This is a genomic window from Bradyrhizobium diazoefficiens USDA 110, assembly GCF_000011365.1.
GTDB lineage: Bacteria > Pseudomonadota > Alphaproteobacteria > Rhizobiales > Xanthobacteraceae > Bradyrhizobium > Bradyrhizobium diazoefficiens.
Map to the genome: position 1 here is coordinate 7,197,162 of NC_004463.1, position 15,431 is coordinate 7,212,592.

At 65.1% G+C, this 15,431-nt stretch carries 13 protein-coding genes; 7 read left to right on the forward strand and 6 right to left on the reverse strand.

Annotation, left to right across the window (positions count from 1 at the left end):
• Positions 1 to 148 precede the first annotated feature (148 nt).
• Positions 149 to 415 (forward strand): hypothetical protein, encoded by a 267-nt coding sequence (locus BJA_RS33115; RefSeq protein ID WP_129557363.1) that lies wholly within the window; start codon positions 149 to 151, stop codon positions 413 to 415.
• Between the two features lie 167 nt (positions 416 to 582).
• Here the strand turns inward: BJA_RS33115 and BJA_RS33120 are convergent, their stop codons facing one another.
• Positions 583 to 1,626 (reverse strand): medium chain dehydrogenase/reductase family protein, encoded by a 1,044-nt coding sequence (locus BJA_RS33120; RefSeq protein ID WP_011089280.1) that lies wholly within the window; start codon positions 1,624 to 1,626, stop codon positions 583 to 585.
• 167 nt (positions 1,627 to 1,793) lie between these two features.
• On the opposite strand from BJA_RS33120, the gene BJA_RS33125 reads away from it, so the two are divergent.
• On the forward strand, positions 1,794 to 2,105 hold the full coding sequence (locus BJA_RS33125; RefSeq protein ID WP_236842120.1) for a hypothetical protein: 312 nt from the start codon (positions 1,794 to 1,796) through the stop codon (positions 2,103 to 2,105).
• Between the two features lie 127 nt (positions 2,106 to 2,232).
• A complete protein-coding gene (locus BJA_RS33130) occupies positions 2,233 to 2,769 on the forward strand; it encodes an MAPEG family protein (RefSeq protein ID WP_011089282.1) in 537 nt (178 codons plus the stop codon).
• Between the two features lie 3 nt (positions 2,770 to 2,772).
• On the opposite strand, the gene BJA_RS33135 is transcribed toward BJA_RS33130, so the two are convergent.
• Positions 2,773 to 4,776, reverse strand: a complete 2,004-nt coding sequence (locus BJA_RS33135; protein WP_011089283.1) for a BTAD domain-containing putative transcriptional regulator — start codon at positions 4,774 to 4,776, stop codon at positions 2,773 to 2,775.
• Positions 4,777 to 5,117: 341 nt separating this feature from the next.
• Here BJA_RS33135 and BJA_RS33140 point away from each other — a divergent pair, with 341 nt between their 5' ends.
• The 3 genes from BJA_RS33140 (at position 5,118) to BJA_RS33150 (ending at position 6,244) form a co-directional block, all read left to right on the forward strand.
• A complete protein-coding gene (locus tag BJA_RS33140) occupies positions 5,118 to 5,561 on the forward strand; it encodes a hypothetical protein (protein WP_038966464.1) in 444 nt (147 codons plus the stop codon).
• A gap of 117 nt (positions 5,562 to 5,678) precedes the next feature.
• The gene (locus BJA_RS33145) at positions 5,679 to 6,038 is read left to right on the forward strand and encodes a hypothetical protein (protein WP_011089284.1); all 360 of its coding nucleotides are present in this window, start codon (positions 5,679 to 5,681) and stop codon (positions 6,036 to 6,038) included.
• Between the two features lie 26 nt (positions 6,039 to 6,064).
• On the forward strand, positions 6,065 to 6,244 hold the full coding sequence (locus tag BJA_RS33150; RefSeq protein ID WP_133415029.1) for a hypothetical protein: 180 nt from the start codon (positions 6,065 to 6,067) through the stop codon (positions 6,242 to 6,244).
• Between the two features lie 155 nt (positions 6,245 to 6,399).
• Here BJA_RS33150 and BJA_RS33155 read toward each other — a convergent pair whose 3' ends face one another.
• From BJA_RS33155 to BJA_RS33165, 3 genes are all read right to left on the reverse strand, one after another.
• Entirely contained in the window at positions 6,400 to 8,985 is a 2,586-nt protein-coding gene (locus BJA_RS33155) for an EAL domain-containing protein (protein WP_038966463.1), read from the reverse strand.
• Between the two features lie 141 nt (positions 8,986 to 9,126).
• Positions 9,127 to 10,425 carry an MFS transporter gene (locus BJA_RS33160; RefSeq protein WP_011089286.1) on the reverse strand — a complete coding sequence of 433 codons (1,299 nt, stop codon included), beginning with the start codon at positions 10,423 to 10,425 and terminating at the stop codon, positions 9,127 to 9,129.
• A gap of 139 nt (positions 10,426 to 10,564) precedes the next feature.
• Positions 10,565 to 12,955, reverse strand: coding sequence for a bifunctional diguanylate cyclase/phosphodiesterase (locus tag BJA_RS33165; RefSeq protein ID WP_063921643.1), 2,391 nt, complete (start codon positions 12,953 to 12,955; stop codon positions 10,565 to 10,567).
• A 326-nt stretch (positions 12,956 to 13,281) separates the two neighbouring features.
• On the opposite strand from BJA_RS33165, the gene BJA_RS33170 reads away from it, so the two are divergent.
• Complete coding sequence (locus BJA_RS33170; RefSeq protein WP_011089288.1) at positions 13,282 to 14,448, forward strand: ABC transporter substrate-binding protein; 1,167 nt, start codon at positions 13,282 to 13,284, stop codon at positions 14,446 to 14,448.
• On the opposite strand, the gene BJA_RS33175 is transcribed toward BJA_RS33170, so the two are convergent.
• Positions 14,445 to 15,422 carry a hydroxyacid dehydrogenase gene (locus BJA_RS33175; protein ID WP_011089289.1) on the reverse strand — a complete coding sequence of 326 codons (978 nt, stop codon included), beginning with the start codon at positions 15,420 to 15,422 and terminating at the stop codon, positions 14,445 to 14,447. The two genes, BJA_RS33170 and BJA_RS33175, sit on opposite strands and share 4 nt — an antisense overlap.
• Between the last annotated feature and the right edge of the window lie 9 nt (positions 15,423 to 15,431).

Consider the following 15,431-nt stretch of genomic DNA (forward strand, 5'->3'; position numbering starts at 1 on the left):
TTGACCGGAAGTCCTCGGTGTCCTGTCGAACCGACGCGACTAACCCCGAAGCGGACATTCTTCTTCGATCGGTCGTTCGCTCGCATTGCAATACGGAACTGAAGGGTGGCCCAGCCTGTTTGTTACATTCAGCCAAGCGGAGGTCGCCGTGAGGATTATTCTGATAACGACGATTTGCTGGGCCGTGTCGTGCGGATTTGCGACAGCGCAAGCCGATCCGAAGAAAGACTTGAACACGCCGACTGGGCGCTCGGCGCCGGAAGAAAAAGGTCAATTGCAGCCGCAAGGTTGGACCGGACCGATTGAAACAAAGTCGGGTGGTGCGCAGCCGGAAAGTCCGCAAGGTCAAAGCCCACCGGGGATGCAGGCAGCGCCGGACGGATCAACAAAGACAGTCGTTGAGCCCCGGAAGTGAGCCACTCCCTGGTCGGTGAGCGATCCGGCTTCGCTCAGGGCGAGCCGGACCGTAAGGCCTCCTTTTGGCCCGTTCCTGCCGATCGCCATGCTCCCAGCCGGCTCGGCGTCTTGGGCCGAGCGGCGATCCTGACCGTAGCGGAAACGCCCGGGTAGCGTCGCACGGCGTCAGGCGGAGCGCTGGCTGCGTCGCGAGGAGAGATCCGGGCACAGCACGAGCTTGCCCTCAAGACCGCCAGCCTCGAGGCGACGGTGAGCTTCGGCGACCTCGTCGAAGGAGATCCGCTCGGCGATGCGCGGTCGGATGGCCCCTTCTGCCAGAAGCTCGAACAATTCCTCCAGGTCCTCCTTGAACCAGGTGGGATGTCGCGCCCGCATGGCATTTACCGAGTAAAAGCGGGCTCGCTTGCCGTCGGGCAATAATCTCCACAGATAGAGGCGCGCGATCTCCATCAAGATAGGGAGCATCCGACGCCGTGCCTGCACGCTCGCCGAGAAGCCGATGGCGCAGAGCAGGCCGCCTGGCTTGAGCGCCGCGTATGAGCGGCGATAGCCGTCTTCGCCGACCCCGTCGACGATGACATCGAACCCGCCCGGCAGAACCCGCGTGAAGTCCTCATGCTGGTAGTCGATCGGCGTTGCCCCGAGCTCCCGGACGAGCGCCATATGCTCGCCGCGCACCGTGCCCCACAGCTCGAGGCCCGCCAGTCTCCCGAGCACGAGCAGCGCCTGGCCGACCGCGCCGGCGGCGCCGTGCACGAGCACACGTTGGCCTCGCTGGACCTTGGCCGCGCGGTGCAGAAGCTGGTACGCGGTCGTCCAGCTCAAGATCAGCGCGGCCGCTTCAGCGGCGTCCACGCCAACCGGCACGCGGGCCAAGTCGTCCGCCCGAAGCGTGCGATACTCGGCGTTCGACCCGACCACCGTCATGTCGGCCACACGGTCGCCAATCTGAAAGTCGTGCACGCCTTCGCCGAGCTGATCGATTGCCCCCACCACGTCGTAGCCCATGACGAATGGCGGCCGGAGGCGCATCGTTTGCGGGTACAGATGCCGCCTGATCAATACCTCGGTGTAGCTGAGGCTCGACGCGAGTACGCGAACGCGCACCTCGCCCCGGCCGGCGGTCGGCAGGCGGGTATCGACAACTTCCAGTGTCTCGGGATCACCGAAGCGGCTGACCTGAACAACTCGATTGCGCTGCTCGATCATGGGCGATCTCCATGCAATGCCGCGGCGCAAGAGCGGGCAGCCTGCCGTCAGGCTGGAGAAATTGAGTTGATCCAGATCAAGCGCGAGAGCCGCGCTGTTTGGAATTCTCCTCGGACCAAATGACCAGCCGGGTCGTTTGGCGCCATCATTTTTCATTGGAGGGGAAAATGCCTGCAGTTGTCATGCAGTTCGTTTCGCATCCAAGGCCCGGTAGCGATCTCGCGACTATCTTACAGCTTGCAAAGGACGGCGCGACACTTTGGAAAAGACACGGGGCCGATGTCAGCTATTGGTCGGTGATCGGTGGCGAGGTCGGGAACTACGCCTTCGTCGCTCGCTTCGATAGCGTAGAAGCTTATGGGCGCACCTTGGCGGCACTAGGTGCCGATCCAGCTTTCGCAGAATTCCAGGCTAAGCGGCTAAAGGCTGGGCAATCCGATTGGGTACGCTCCAACATGGCCATCCAGGTTGATATCTGACGGAACGCCTTCTCTCCCGAGTGCGAGACCGCCTTCGGGCGGTCTCTTGCTGCGCGGCCGATGTCGCCCTGCCCCGCGCACACCACGGCGGTGGCGTTCGCGAGCGCGCCGGGCTATACGCGGACGGGTGACGTCCTTTGCCTGGTGGCGCGGCGCGGTCGCGCATCTCACGTGGAAACGTCACAAGGGGGCCAAATTGGACCGAATGAGTCTTCACGATCCCCTTTTCGCCACCTATGTCGTTGCCGCCACCCTGATGATCTTGAAGGCCGTGGCGATGTCATGGCTGACCGTGATCCGTATGGTGCAAGCCAAGGGGGGCTACCGTTCGCCGGAGGATATCAAGAAGACCCCGATGAATCCCGCGCCAGATCCAGCGCAGCTTCTTCCCAACGAACGTGTCGAGCGGATCCGCCGGATCCAGATGAACGATCTCGAGAGCTTGCCGTATTTCCTGGTCGCGGGTCTGCTCTATATCCTCACGCAGCCGTCGCTGCGGCTCGCGCAGTGGCTGCTCTACGGCTACGTTGCCTCACGCCTGCTGCATTTTCTGGCCTATCTCACGGGACAAATCCACGAAGTTCGCGCGACACTGTGGACGGTCGGTTCGCTCATCCTCGTCTTCATGACCGGTCGCACGCTTCTCGTTGCACTCGGCGCTTGACGCTCAATCGGCCACACCGGCAACCTGCTGGGCCGAAAGGTAGCGTTCGAGAGCATCGTTTTGCTTGAAAAAGCGCATGGCGCGCAGATCGCGGATCGTTGTTTTTTGTGTTGCATCGCGACGCCGCGTGATCTCGCGGGCTTCTTCCAGGCGGCCGGCGGCGACCAGATTGGCCGCCAGCATACGATGGCCGGTGCCATTGCCCGGATTGTGCTGAACCGACTTGCGTGCCCACGCGATGCCATCCTCGTGGCGCCCGAGCGCAAAGCAAGACGCCGTCAATCCTGTCATCCACAAATGCAGCATGCTGTCGTAGGGACTGAGGACGAGAGAACGATGAAGACATGTGACTGCGTTCTCGTAATCGCCTGCCATGCTATCGATCATTCCGAGCGTACCCCACGCGAAAGCCGAACTGGGATTGAGCCTCACGGCCTCGACGGCATGAATACGCCCCTGATCGTTGTCGCCGGCCGGCCCAAACAGTGTGAAGCCATACACCGCATGGGCAAAGGCGTCCGTACCGTCCTGCTCGACCGCGCGACGCGCGAGACTGAGCGCCTCGGTCGTGGCGTCCGGCGACGTGTGTGCGCCAAGCGGCGAAGCCATGACGAGTCCCCAGGCGAGCGCCGCGAGCGTCGGCGAGCGCGCCTCATCAAGGCTGAGAGACTGTCGAAGCAGGTCGATCGCCTTGGTGATATCCTCACGGGTGCCGCCCCAGAGGTGGTGAAGGGCACGCAAGTAGAGATCGTAAGCAGAAAGATTGGTTGGCGGCTTGCGACGCGCTCGTTCGATTTCGGCGCTGCGAACGGCGGGATCGACGACCGCAGCGACGCTGCTGCTGACGTCATCCTGCAGATCGAAGATGTCGGTCAGTGGGCGGTCATAGCGATCGGACCAGACCTGAGCCTCGCTGCCGCTATGGGTCAGCTCGGCCGACACGCGAATGCGGTTGCCGGCCTTGCGAATTTGGCCGCTCAAGACGTATTGGACACCGAGTTGTTGCGCAATCTGCTGGCTGGTCATTCCCTTGTCCCGGAGGGCAAAGCTCGTCCCGCGTGCAATCACCACAAGGGCGCGAAAGCGCGACAAGGCCGTGATGATGTCCGCAGTGACGCCGTCGGCGAAATAGTCCTGCTCGGGGTCACCGCTCATGTTGCTGAACGGCAGAACCACCAAGGACGGCCTCTCGCCGTGCATGACGAGCGCCGGCGGGGGTGAGGCCTCCGGCGCGACCTCACCGGCAGCCGGCGCGGCGTTCTGCGGGTGATTGCTGCGCAGTTCCGCGGCCAGCGACCTGGTTGCCAGATCGGGCTCGGTGCTCAGCTCGCGCTTCAGCAAGGCAACGACGTCCCGATAGTATTTGAGCGCCTCGGCGTTACGTCCCGTTGCGGACAAAGCGCGCATGATCAAGCGATGCGAATCTTCGCGCAGGTTATTGAGTGCATTGGCGCGCTGGCCGGTTCGCAGGGCTTGCTCCGCACGCCCCTCAGACAGCTCATGCCCGCCGAGCGTCACCATAGCGCCCAGAGCCAGCTCCGATAACCGCTCGCGTTCGCCGGCTACCCATTCGCTCCAGCATTCTTCGCCGACGCTGATGTCGTCAGCCAGGCGCCCACGATAGAGGTCCGCCGCCGCACTCAATGCATCACGGCTGCCGTCCTGGACAAGCTCCTCAAATTGGCTCACATCGCATGCGATCACCATGGCATTCAGCGACACGAGTTCGCCATCGCTCCTCAGCGCATCCTGACCCAGGATTTGACGTAGCTTGAAGAGCGCTTGTCGCAGATTTTGCTTCGCTTGCGCATCGAGGTAAGATCCCCACAGCAAGGTCGACAGTTTTTCGCGTGACTGCGGGTCAGGAGCCATGCAGGCCAGAAAGGCCAGCAACCCCGCGAGCTTCTTGTTCGGCAGGCTGACGGCGCCATCCGGCCCTGTCAGTACGAAACGTCCCAGAAGCGAGAGACTAAAGATTGGGCACGCCGCAGATGTAGTTGTGGCCACTCCGCCTCCGATTCAATCAGACGCACCCATTTGGTATACACTCTACAGCAATTGCCACCCTTGCGAACATTATTAACGCGCCGATGACGATTGAATAACGCCGGCGAAGACCCCCGCAGGTTTTGATCGCATTGCGACGGGATGCCGAATGGTGAACCGACGCTCGGCAATTTCATCCGGAAAGCGGTCATGCGCGCGCGTCACCTCCTAGCGGCGGTCGCAGTTCTTTTCGTGGTCCTTGCGGGGATCGACGTCGCGCTGACGGCCCTTGCCGCTCCGAGTGCCGGGGCGGCTTCGGACTCGGCACCTCCGGTCGCACCGCTCCTTTTCGGAGGCGACTGATGGACTCCGGCTTCCCAACCGCCATCAAACAGGAGATCGCATTGACCCATCTGGACGATCAAATTCACGATTGGGGTAAAGCAACAAAGCCCAGAGGTCGTCGCGCGTCATTTCATGAAGCCGCGACTGCGCCCCGGACAAAGTCCCAGGTGCGCATCTCCGACACTATTCCCCCCGCAAAGGATTTTCATCTGCGCGGTCTGGCGCCCCTCACGCTGTTCGTCACCTGGTACCAGCGCGCCCGCTTCAGGGCGGAGCTGCTTGCCGACCTCAGGCACAAGCCCGAATACCTCAGAGACATCGGGATTTGCCCGCACGAGGCGACGTCCGAAACCACCCGATTCTTCTGGGAGCCGGTCCTGCTCAGGCGCAGCCCAGCCGGATGCGACCAGCAATCGGCGTCATTCTCTTTGTTGCCCGCGCCGGAATCGGCGTCGCGCTGAGGGCCTTTGCCGCTGCGAGAGCCAGAGCCGCCTCGGCGGCGGATTTCGATGCAGGTTTCAATCGTTTCAGGCGGGCCCGGCGCACGCGCCCACCCGCGCAGCATCAGGAGACTAGCCATGAAGACCGACGTACCCGCGCTACCGCGGAGCTCCCTGGCATCAACGATCATTGCTGCACTTCACGAATCTCGCCGCCGAGAGGCAATCAACGTCATTCATCGCTACCGGCATCTCGGTTTCGATCGGGTCGAAACCAACCTTTGCGACCCGACGCCATCGCCGGATACGAAAACGCTCGCTCGTCAGATGCTGAGCAAGCGAAGGGGCAAGAACGCGGGACGATTGAGCGAAACACAGCTGATGGTCCTCGTTCTTCTGGGATTCGGCGTCGTTCACGTGATTGGCGGCGTCCTCATCGCGCGCGCGGCACCCGCGCAAGGTGATCCTCCCTTGGTCGTCGCAGCCTGGGCCGACTAACGGTGCCGGCGGCGGAAGCTGCTTCATTGAGTGTGAAAGATCGAGAGGCCGACGTGACAGCAATCATAAACGCGATTTCCCGGACGGTCGTCTCGGTCACCCGCGCCGACGTGGCGAAACACGCCCTGCTGCTGGCCGGAGCGTGCGCTTTCGTGTTCGTGCTCTCGCTCACTGATGGCCTGGATTTGAGCCCCGGATTGTTTTGATCGTCGCGGTGGCGAGAACCACGATCGCCGCCCGGCGCTGTGCGCCGACGCCGGCGGCCCGTCTCCGGCGGATGTCGATTGGTGCCACGCGAACGATGCACCGCACATTTGGACATGGCACGCCTTCGCGGGCCGATTAGTGAGGAGTCCACGCTCTACGCCGAGCGCTTCACCACGTCGCGATCTGCCGGCGCAACATCGAGCCGCCCCAGCATCGCCCTCGCCTGCTCGGCGCAGTGCTCGATCAGCCAGCGCTCGAACGCGACCGGGGGAAGCGCGGGCGCGTAGAGGAAGCCTTGCACGACGTCGCAACCGAGATCGGCCAGCAATTTGCGCTGCGCCTCGGTCTCGACGCCCTCGGCGACGACGGTCATGCCGAGACCCTGCCCCACGCGCACCACGGCGGTGGCGATCGCGAGCGCGCCGGCGTCCGTCTCGATGTCGCGCATGAAACTGCGGTCGATCTTGAGCTCGCGGATCGGCAGGTGCGCGAGACGGCTGAGGCTCGAATAGCCGGTGCCGAAATCGTCCACCGAGAGCCCGACGCCGAGCTCGCGGATCGCGTTCATCGTCTCGAGCGCGGCGACGCTGTCCTGCATGAACGCGCCCTCGGTGATCTCCAGCATCAGCGCGTCCGGCGGCAGCCCGTATTCGGCGAGAATGTCGGCCAGCCGCGCCGCCAGCGTGACGTTGCGGAAATTGATCGGCGACAGGTTCACCGACACGCAGGGAATGCTGAGCCCGGCGCGGCGCCAGCTCGCCATCTGCCGGCATGCCTCGCGCACCGACCACAGGCCGATCTGCTCGATCAGGCCGCATTCCTCGGCGAGCGGGATGAACTTTGCCGGCGAGACGTCGCCGAGTTCGGCATCGTGCCAGCGCGCCAGCGCCTCGAGGCCGTGGATCGCGCCGTCGCAGCTGCGGATCTGCGGCTGGTAGCTGAGCGTGAGCTCGCCCTCCGCGATGGCGCGGCGCAGCGCCGCGATCAGCGCCAGCCGCTGCTCGGTCAACCCGTTCATCTCGGCACTGAACAGCCGATGGGTCGAACGTCCCGCCTGCTTGGCCATGTACATGGCGGCGTCCGCCTGCTGCATCAAGGTGTCGATGTCGGTCGCATGATCGGGATAGAGGCTGATGCCGATGCTGGCCGACATCTGCATCTGCCGGGATCCGAGCCGCAACGGCGCAGCCAGCGCCTCGGTGATCCCGGTCGCGACACGCTCCGCACCCTCGGCGTCGCGATGGGGCAGCAGCACGACGAATTCATCGCCGCCGAGCCGGCCCAGGATGTCTTCCGGCCCGATCTGCTCGCGCAGGCGCTGCGCGAGCTGGATCAGGAGCTCGTCGCCGGCGGCGTGGCCGAGCGTATCGTTGACGTCCTTGAAATGGTCGACGTCGAGGAAGGCCAGCGCGACGTGGCTGCCGGTCGGACAGGCGTCGATCGCGGCTGAGATCAGGTGCCGCAGCTGCGCGCGGTTGGGCAGGCCGGTGAGAATGTCGTGATAGGCGAGCCGCGCGATCTCCGCGCGTGCCTCCTTGCGCTCGATCGCAAACGCACCGAGGTTGACGCAGGCATCGACGATGCGCCGGTGCCAGTTGCTCGGCGCGCGCGGCTCCCGATAGTAGAAGGCGAAGGTGGCGATGACCCGGCCGTCCTTGGCCTTGACGGGGGTCGACCAGCAGGCGCGCAGGCCAATCCCGAGCGGCATCGCCTTGTAGGGCTGCCAGCGCGGATCGGTGTCGAGATCTTCAGCCAGAACCGGCTCGCCATAGTAGGCAGCCGTTCCGCAGGAGCCGACATTGGGGCCGATCGCAACGCCGTCCAATGCGCGACAATAGTCCTCGGGCAAGCTGGGACCGCCGAGCGGGTGGATCAGGCCCGCGGCATCGACGTGAAGCAGCGAGCAGACGACGTCGGGCGCAATCTCCTCGACGCGGCGACACAGCCGATCGGCGATCTCGGCGATCGGGACCTCGTCGGCCAGCGCACTCATGATGAGCTGCTGGAGCGAGCGGAGCTGCTTGGTCTCGGTGATGTCCTCGAGCAGCGCGAAGATGTGCTTGACCCGGCCCTTCTTGTCGCGGAGGGCATCGATCCGGGCGCAGACCCAGATCTCCTCGCCGTCCTTGTCGTAGGCGAGCACCTCGGCCTCGCCGCGGCGGTCGCCATGCATCAGACGCTTGACGAGTTTGGCGACGGTCTTGCGATCGGTGTGGCGACCGGCGATGAGCTCGCCCGCGCGGCGACCTTCGGCCTCCTCGCTGGTATAGCCGAACAGCGAAGTGAACGCCGAATTGACGTAGACAATGTTCTGCTCGGTGTCGGTGATGATCACCACGCGGTTGGTCTGGTCGGAGACGGCGTGGAGAAGCGCGATCCGCGCACGGCGCTCGGCCTCCGCGGTGACGTCGCGTGCGAACACGATGCGATGGACCGCGCCATCGATGGTCGCGGAGGACAGCGTGATGGCTACCTTGATGCGGCTGCCGTCGCGCCGCATGAGGCTGATCTCGTCGCGGAAATCCGTGACCGCGTCGGCCTGGAGGCATTTGAGGGTGAGAACGGCGGCATCGCGACCGAGCACCTCGGTGCGCGAGAGCTTCCAGATCCGCTCCGCGGCGGTGTTGAAGTGGATGATGCGCTGCGCGTCATCCACGATGACGACGCCATCGTCGGCACGTTCGAGCGCAGCCAGCAGCAGTTGCGGAGTTTCTGTCACGAGACAATCGGAGGCAGACATCGTTGGACCCGGCGGAAATCGGTCGAGGCTAGCGCTTCGATGGTGTCCAAGACGTTTTTTGCGGTCCCGCCGCGCCCCGCCAAGGCGCGACATGCTTAACGGTCCGCCAAGGAGACGAAGGCAATCCGATGTGTGCGGAACCTACTCTGCGCGTCCGCCCTGGAGCTTATGCAGCCGTCCGGCCACGGCCCGCACCTTGCCCGGCGATGCCCGCCATACCGACAGCGCCGACAAGCCGCTCACGACCATGGCGATCGCGAAGGCGAGCGTGTAATCGCCCGTGCGATCATGGAGAAAACCCGTGAGCCAGGGACCGGCCGCGCCGCCGGCCAGGGCCGCCAGCATGATCGTACCGAAGATGCTGCCCTGGTGTTTGCCCTGGAAGATCTCGAACACCACCGCGCCCATGATCGAGGTGAGGCCGTAGCCGAGCGCGCCTTGCGCGAACACCATGAGATAGACGAGCCAGAGCGAAGGCTGGAACTTCAGCGCCATCAGTGCCGCGAAACAGATCGCAAAGCCTGCGCAGCTGATGGCCCAGACCCATTCCCGTCCAATGCGATCGGAAACATGGCCCAGCACGATCTGGCCGGGAATGCCGAGCAGGCTGACGATGCCGAGCGCCCACACCGCGACACCGGGGCTGAAGCCGATATCGAGCAGGAACTTGGTCTGGTGCACCTGCACCGCGTACCAGATGTACAGGCCGGAGAAATAGCCGACCGCGATCCACCAGAACCGCGCCGTCCCGACCGCGCGTTTGAGCGTCCACTCGGTGCCGACCCAGACGGGATCGACGATGTTGGAGACCGGCTTTGCAGCGCCTGCGACCGGCGCGGCGTCGCCATCCGGCCGACGGCCGATATCCTCGGGGCGTTTGTGCAGGAACAGATTGATCGGCGCCAGCACGATCAGGATGAGCAGGCCCATCGCGGTGCAGGCCGTGCGCCAGCCGGTCTCTTCGATCATGTGCTGCACCCATGGCAGCAGCGTCACCGAGCCGATGCCGACGCCGGCAAAGGCGATGCCGATGGCGAAACCGCGCTTGCGGATGAACCAGTTCGGAAGGAACAGCGACTGGCCGGAATAGCCGAGACAGACGCTGCCGGCGCCGACCATGACGCCGATGGTCACGTAGAGATGCCAGGGCTCGCTGGTGAGCGGAGCGAGCAGCAGCCCGCCGCCCATCAGCGCGACGCCGAGCTCCATCACCGCGCGGGGACCGGCGCGGTCCATCAGGCGACCGATCAGCGGGCTGACCACGCCCGACACCACGAAGCCGAACGAGAAGGCGCCGGCGGTGACGCCGCGCTCCCAGCCGAATTCGGAGATGATCGGCGGAAAGAACAGCGAGAACGCGGTGCGCGCGTTGACGCCGATGGCCATGGTGACAAACGTCACCGCGACCACGACCCAGCCGTAGAAGAACGGAAGCCGCATGTTGTGTTTATTTCATCCCTAGACGATCCTACCGACCATCCGGCGATGCCTGGGTCAAGCGCTTTTCGCGGATACCCGTCCGGCGCAATCGCATTCGAGAGAACGCGGCTGCTTGCGGCACATCCTTCGAGGCGAACGCTCAGGCGGCGTCGCGCTGCGAAGGCCGGACGGACTCGTCGAATGCGATCTGGCCGACCGGCTGCGGACGCCCGAACAGATAGCCTTGCGCGAAATTGACGCCGAGCGCCTTCAGCCGCTCGAACTCTTCACATGTCTCGACGCCCTCGGCGGTGACCGACATGTCCAGCCCGCGCGCCAGCGTCACGATCGAGGCGATGATGGCGGAGCTGCGCGGCTGATGCGTGAGGTTGCGGATGAACGACTTGTCGATCTTGATCTTGTCAAACGGGAACGTGGTCAGATAGCTGAGCGACGAATAGCCGGTGCCGAAATCGTCGAGCGCGAGCTCGATGCCGAGCTGCTTCAGCCGCTCCATGAAAGCGAGGTTCTCGACGCCGCGTTCCAGCAGCACGGATTCCGTGATCTCGATCTCCAGCCGCTCGGGCGGCAGGCCGGAATCGGCGAGCGCCGCGCAGATCATCTCGAACAGCTCGGCCTCCTTGAACTGGATCGGCGACAGGTTCACCGCGACCGCGAGGCCGGAGGGCCAGCCGGCCGCATCCTCGCAGGCGCGCCGCAGCACGAATTCGCCGAGCGGCACGATCAGCCCCGTCTCCTCGGCCAGCGGAATGAACTGGTCCGGCGGGATCAGGCCGCGACTCGGATGCCGCCAGCGCACCAGCGCCTCGAAGCCGCGCCGCTCACTGCTGTGGGCATCGACGAACGGTTGGTAGTGCACCTCGAGCTGGCAGAGCGCGATGGCGTCGCGCAAGTCACCTTCCAGCGTGTTGCGCGCCTCGAGCTCGGCCGACATCGCCTCGTCGTAGATGGTGAAGCAGTTGCGGCCCGCCGATTTCGAGCGATAGAGCGCAAGGTCGGCTTTCTTGAGCAGCTGTTCCTGGTCGCTGCCGTGATCCGGTGCGATCGCGATGCCGATGCTGGTGCCGATCTCCACGCGATGTCCGGGCAGGAGGAACGGTTCGGCAACGAGTTTCGCGATCCGCGCCGCCAGCTCGGTGGAGCAGGTGCGCTGATCCTCGGCCCCCTCCTGGATGATGGCGAATTCGTCGCCGCCGAGCCGCGCCAGCACGTCGGTGGCGCGCAGCGCCGATTTCAGCCGCTGCGCCACCTGGCGCAGCAGCGCATCGCCGGCGCCGTGACCGAGGGAGTCGTTGACGTTCTTGAAGCGGTCGAGATCGAGCATCAGGATCGAGAAGGTCGAACCGCCGTCGTTGAGCTGGCCGTTGAGATCGTCGAGCCGGGCGAGGAAGAAGGCGCGGTTCGGCAGGCCGGTCAGGATGTCGGTCTGGGCGAGCTCGAGCACCCGACGGTTCGCCAGCGACAGCCGCCGCGAATTGCGGCTTGCCAGCATCAGATAGGCCGACAGCGACAGCGTGAGCAGCATGCCGACGACGAGGACCGCGGCCGCGCGGTCGTAGGACGTCTCCAGCGCGCCGCCGGCCGTCGGCATGGCGCGCACCTGCCAGTCGGTGTCGCCGATCTTGAGACTGCCCGACCAGTGCAGGGCCCGTGCCACGTCCCGCATCGACTGCGGCGCCGTGGCGGCCGACGCATAGTCCGGCAACATTTCTTCCAGGCTGACGATCTGCCCCGTGAAGGGCGGATAGACGTTCACGCTGACCGCGGGGCTTGCGCCGGTGGTCACGCGAATGGACTGGATCAGCATCGGCAGGTCGAAGATGCCGACGACGAAGCCGGCCAGATTGCGGCGCCGGTCCGCGACCGTCTCGCGCGACGTCCCTTTGGCGTAGACGGGAATGGCCACGAGGACGTCGGGCAGCCGGCCACCCTCCTTGGGTTCGAACAGGTGGGTGCGGATGGCCGCGATCCGATCGTTGTCGCGCGCCCGCTCCAGGGCCGCACGGCGTTCCGGGACGGTCGCGTAATCCATGCCGTAGACCTGTGACGTCTTCGGCTGGGTCGAGTAGAACACTGGGAAATATTCGTCGCTCTGCGGCGCCGTCGCAAAGCCGTCGCCCTGAAGCGACTTGATGCGATAGCCGGACACGCCGTCCGTGATCGCGGCAGCCTCGTATTCGGCGCGCTCCTTGCGGTTGACGCGCGGCAGCCAGGCGATGCGCAGCATGCCGGGATGGCGCTCGAACAGGCGGGTGCTGAAGGTCTCGAATTCGCTGCGGGTGATTTCCTCGTTGGTCGATTCGAACAGCGTGCGCAGCGCGACGAGCCTGCTGATATACTCACTCATGCCGTTCTGCATGACGATCGCTTCGGTTTCGGCCGCGTTCTCGAACTCGATCCTGGTGACGCGGTTTTCCCACCGCGCGACGGCGGCCGCGCCCACGATCGAGAACAGCAGGCCGACGGCAACCGCGACCAGCGCAGGGCGATACAGTCCGAGCAGCGGCGCGGCACGCCACCATCCGGTCATCCGTTTCCGATCCTGATCGTTCTGATCGCGACCGCCCATCTTGATCCGCAAGTCCCCATCGGCGCGGCGCGCTCGAACCTCTGGTTGAGCCGCCGGAACCACTATCGGACAGGGATCGGGGTTAAGAACTGCGAAATTTCGGAACCTGGTCGTCCGGCATTGCGCGGCTTAGTTAACGATTGCCCCAGCGAGTTGCGGCAGAGTGGTAGTAAGTTGCCGGTTTTACCCGGAGTCTTACGGATCGTCGTCGCGGCGCGGGTTAGCGACCTGTTCAGCCCGCAGAACTATCGTTTCCCCAACGCGTCCAGCATCCGACAAGCATCCACATGACACGATCGCGCTCCGCGACATACCTCGCCTTGACCGTCGCATTGCTGACCGCGGCCATGCTGCCTGCGAAAGGCGATGAGGTCGGCGTCAGCGACGATGCGATCCTGTTCGGCCAGGTGGCCGCACTCGAAGGCCCCTCCTCGGCGCTCGGGCAGCGCATGCGGCAAGGCATCGTCGCGGCGTTCACCGAGATCAACGGCAAGGGCGGCGTCCATGGCCGCAAGCTCCAGCTCATCAGCCGCGACGACGGCTACGACCCCGATCGTTCCGTGGCGCAGACGCTGCAGCTGCTCGAGGACGACAAGGTGTTCGCGCTGATCGGCGCGGTCGGCACGCCGACCGCGATGGCGACGATACCGATCACCAGCGCCAGGAAAGTCCCCTTTATCGGTCCGTTCACCGGCGCCGAGTTCCTGCGCGACCTCGAGCTTCCAAACGTCGTCAACATCCGCGCGAGCTACGGCGCGGAGGCCGAGGCATGGATCAAGCATCTCACCGAGGACCGCCGGTTCACCCGCATCGGCATCTTCTACCAGGATGATTCCTTCGGCCGCGATGGACTTGTCGGCGTGAAGCGCGCGCTTGCCAGGCGCGGCCTCGAGCTCGCCGCCGAAGGCACCTTCGAGCGCAACACCCGCGCCGTCGCCGCGGCCTGGCGGATGATCAAGCGCGCCGAACCCGAGGCCATCGTCATGGTCGGGACCTACGGTCCCTGCGCCGAGTTCATCAAGCTCGCACACCGCAGCGGCTCGTATCCGACCTTCGTCAACATCTCCTTCGTCGGCGCCAACGCGCTCGCCAGGGAGCTCGGCCCCGAGGGCGAAGGCGTCATCGTCTCGCAGGTCGTGCCGTTTCCCTGGGATCGCTCGCTCAAGCTCGTCGCCGACTACCAGGCGGCGCAGACGGCGTTCGACCCGACGCTGACACCGGACTTCGTGTCGCTCGAAGGCTATCTCTCCGGCCGCCTCGCAGCCGCGGCGCTGGAAAAGGCCGGACCGCAACCGACGCGCGCGAGCCTCCTGCGCGCCATCAACGACGTCGGCCGCTTCGACATCAGCGGCAGCATCGTCACCGTCGGCATGCGCATGATCGACGCCCCGCCGAAGGTGTTCCTGACGGTGATCCAGAAGGACGGGACGTTCAGGGCAGTGGACCGGTTTTAGGGTCGCCGCGTCCAGCGATCGGCATTGACGGCGCCCGGCGGGGCCTCGCCTTTGACGATCGCTTCCACCTGCCGCACGGTTTCCAGCGACTGGTACTCGATCGCCTGCGGCGTCAGGCCGCCGACATGCGGTGTGGCGATGACGTTGGGCAGCCTGGCCAACTCCGGCGTCGGCATCTGGTCGGGCGCGCGGCCGACATCCATTGCCGCACCCGCGATACGATTCTCAAGCAGCGCCTTCGCCAACGCGGCCTCGTCGACGAGATTGCCGCGCGAGAGATTGATGAAGACCGCATGCTTCTGCATGCGCGCCAGCGCCGCCTCGCCGATCAAGTTCTCGGTCTCTGCATTGGCGATCGCAAGGCAGACGACATAGTCGGATGCGGCGAGGAGCTCGTCGAGGCCGACCTGCCTGATGGCGCTGTCGCTGACATCAGCAAAGGGATCGGCGACCAGCACCTCCATGCGCATCACCTTGGCGATCTCGGCGAGATAGCGCCCGATGCTGCCATAGCCGATGATACCGATCCTGCTATCGGCGAGCTGACGGCCCATCCGCGCCTCGGGTTTACGTCCGGCCTGGTAGTCCGCCGTCGTCCGCGACACGCCGCGGGAGAGATCGACCATGAAGCCGAGCGCGAGCTCGGCCACCGCCTGAACGAAGCCGGGGCCGGCGCGGGTCACCAGCACGCCCGCCTTCGAGGCCGCATCGACGTCGACGTTGCGGATGTCGACGGCGCAGCGGACGAAGGCGCGCAAATGCGGCAGTTGCGGAAATATCTCGCCGCGTCCCTCCGTCATGCGATCGGCGACGACGATGTCAACGTCCCTGGCCGCGCGGACGAGGCCGGCCGCATCGAGCGGCTGATCGCCCTCGTGCAGGATCACCTCGGCGGCCGCGCGCAGGCCGTTCAGGCTGCGATCGCCGTAGTAATTCCGCCGCATCTCCGGCGTGTGCGCGAGCAGGACTTTCACGGCAGGACT

Coding starts and splice junctions, on each gene's coding strand:
- BJA_RS33120 (WP_011089280.1), bottom strand. CDS start 1,626: ATGATCGAGCAGCGCAATCGAGTTGTTCAGGTCAGCCGCTTCGGTGAT.
- BJA_RS33125 (WP_236842120.1), top strand. CDS start 1,794: ATGCCTGCAGTTGTCATGCAGTTCGTTTCGCATCCAAGGCCCGGTAGC.
- BJA_RS33140 (WP_038966464.1), top strand. CDS start 5,118: ATGGACTCCGGCTTCCCAACCGCCATCAAACAGGAGATCGCATTGACC.
- BJA_RS33145 (WP_011089284.1), top strand. CDS start 5,679: ATGAAGACCGACGTACCCGCGCTACCGCGGAGCTCCCTGGCATCAACG.
- BJA_RS33155 (WP_038966463.1), bottom strand. CDS start 8,985: ATGTCTGCCTCCGATTGTCTCGTGACAGAAACTCCGCAACTGCTGCTG.
- BJA_RS33160 (WP_011089286.1), bottom strand. CDS start 10,425: ATGCGGCTTCCGTTCTTCTACGGCTGGGTCGTGGTCGCGGTGACGTTT.
- BJA_RS33165 (WP_063921643.1), bottom strand. CDS start 12,955: ATGACCGGATGGTGGCGTGCCGCGCCGCTGCTCGGACTGTATCGCCCT.
- BJA_RS33170 (WP_011089288.1), top strand. CDS start 13,282: ATGACACGATCGCGCTCCGCGACATACCTCGCCTTGACCGTCGCATTG.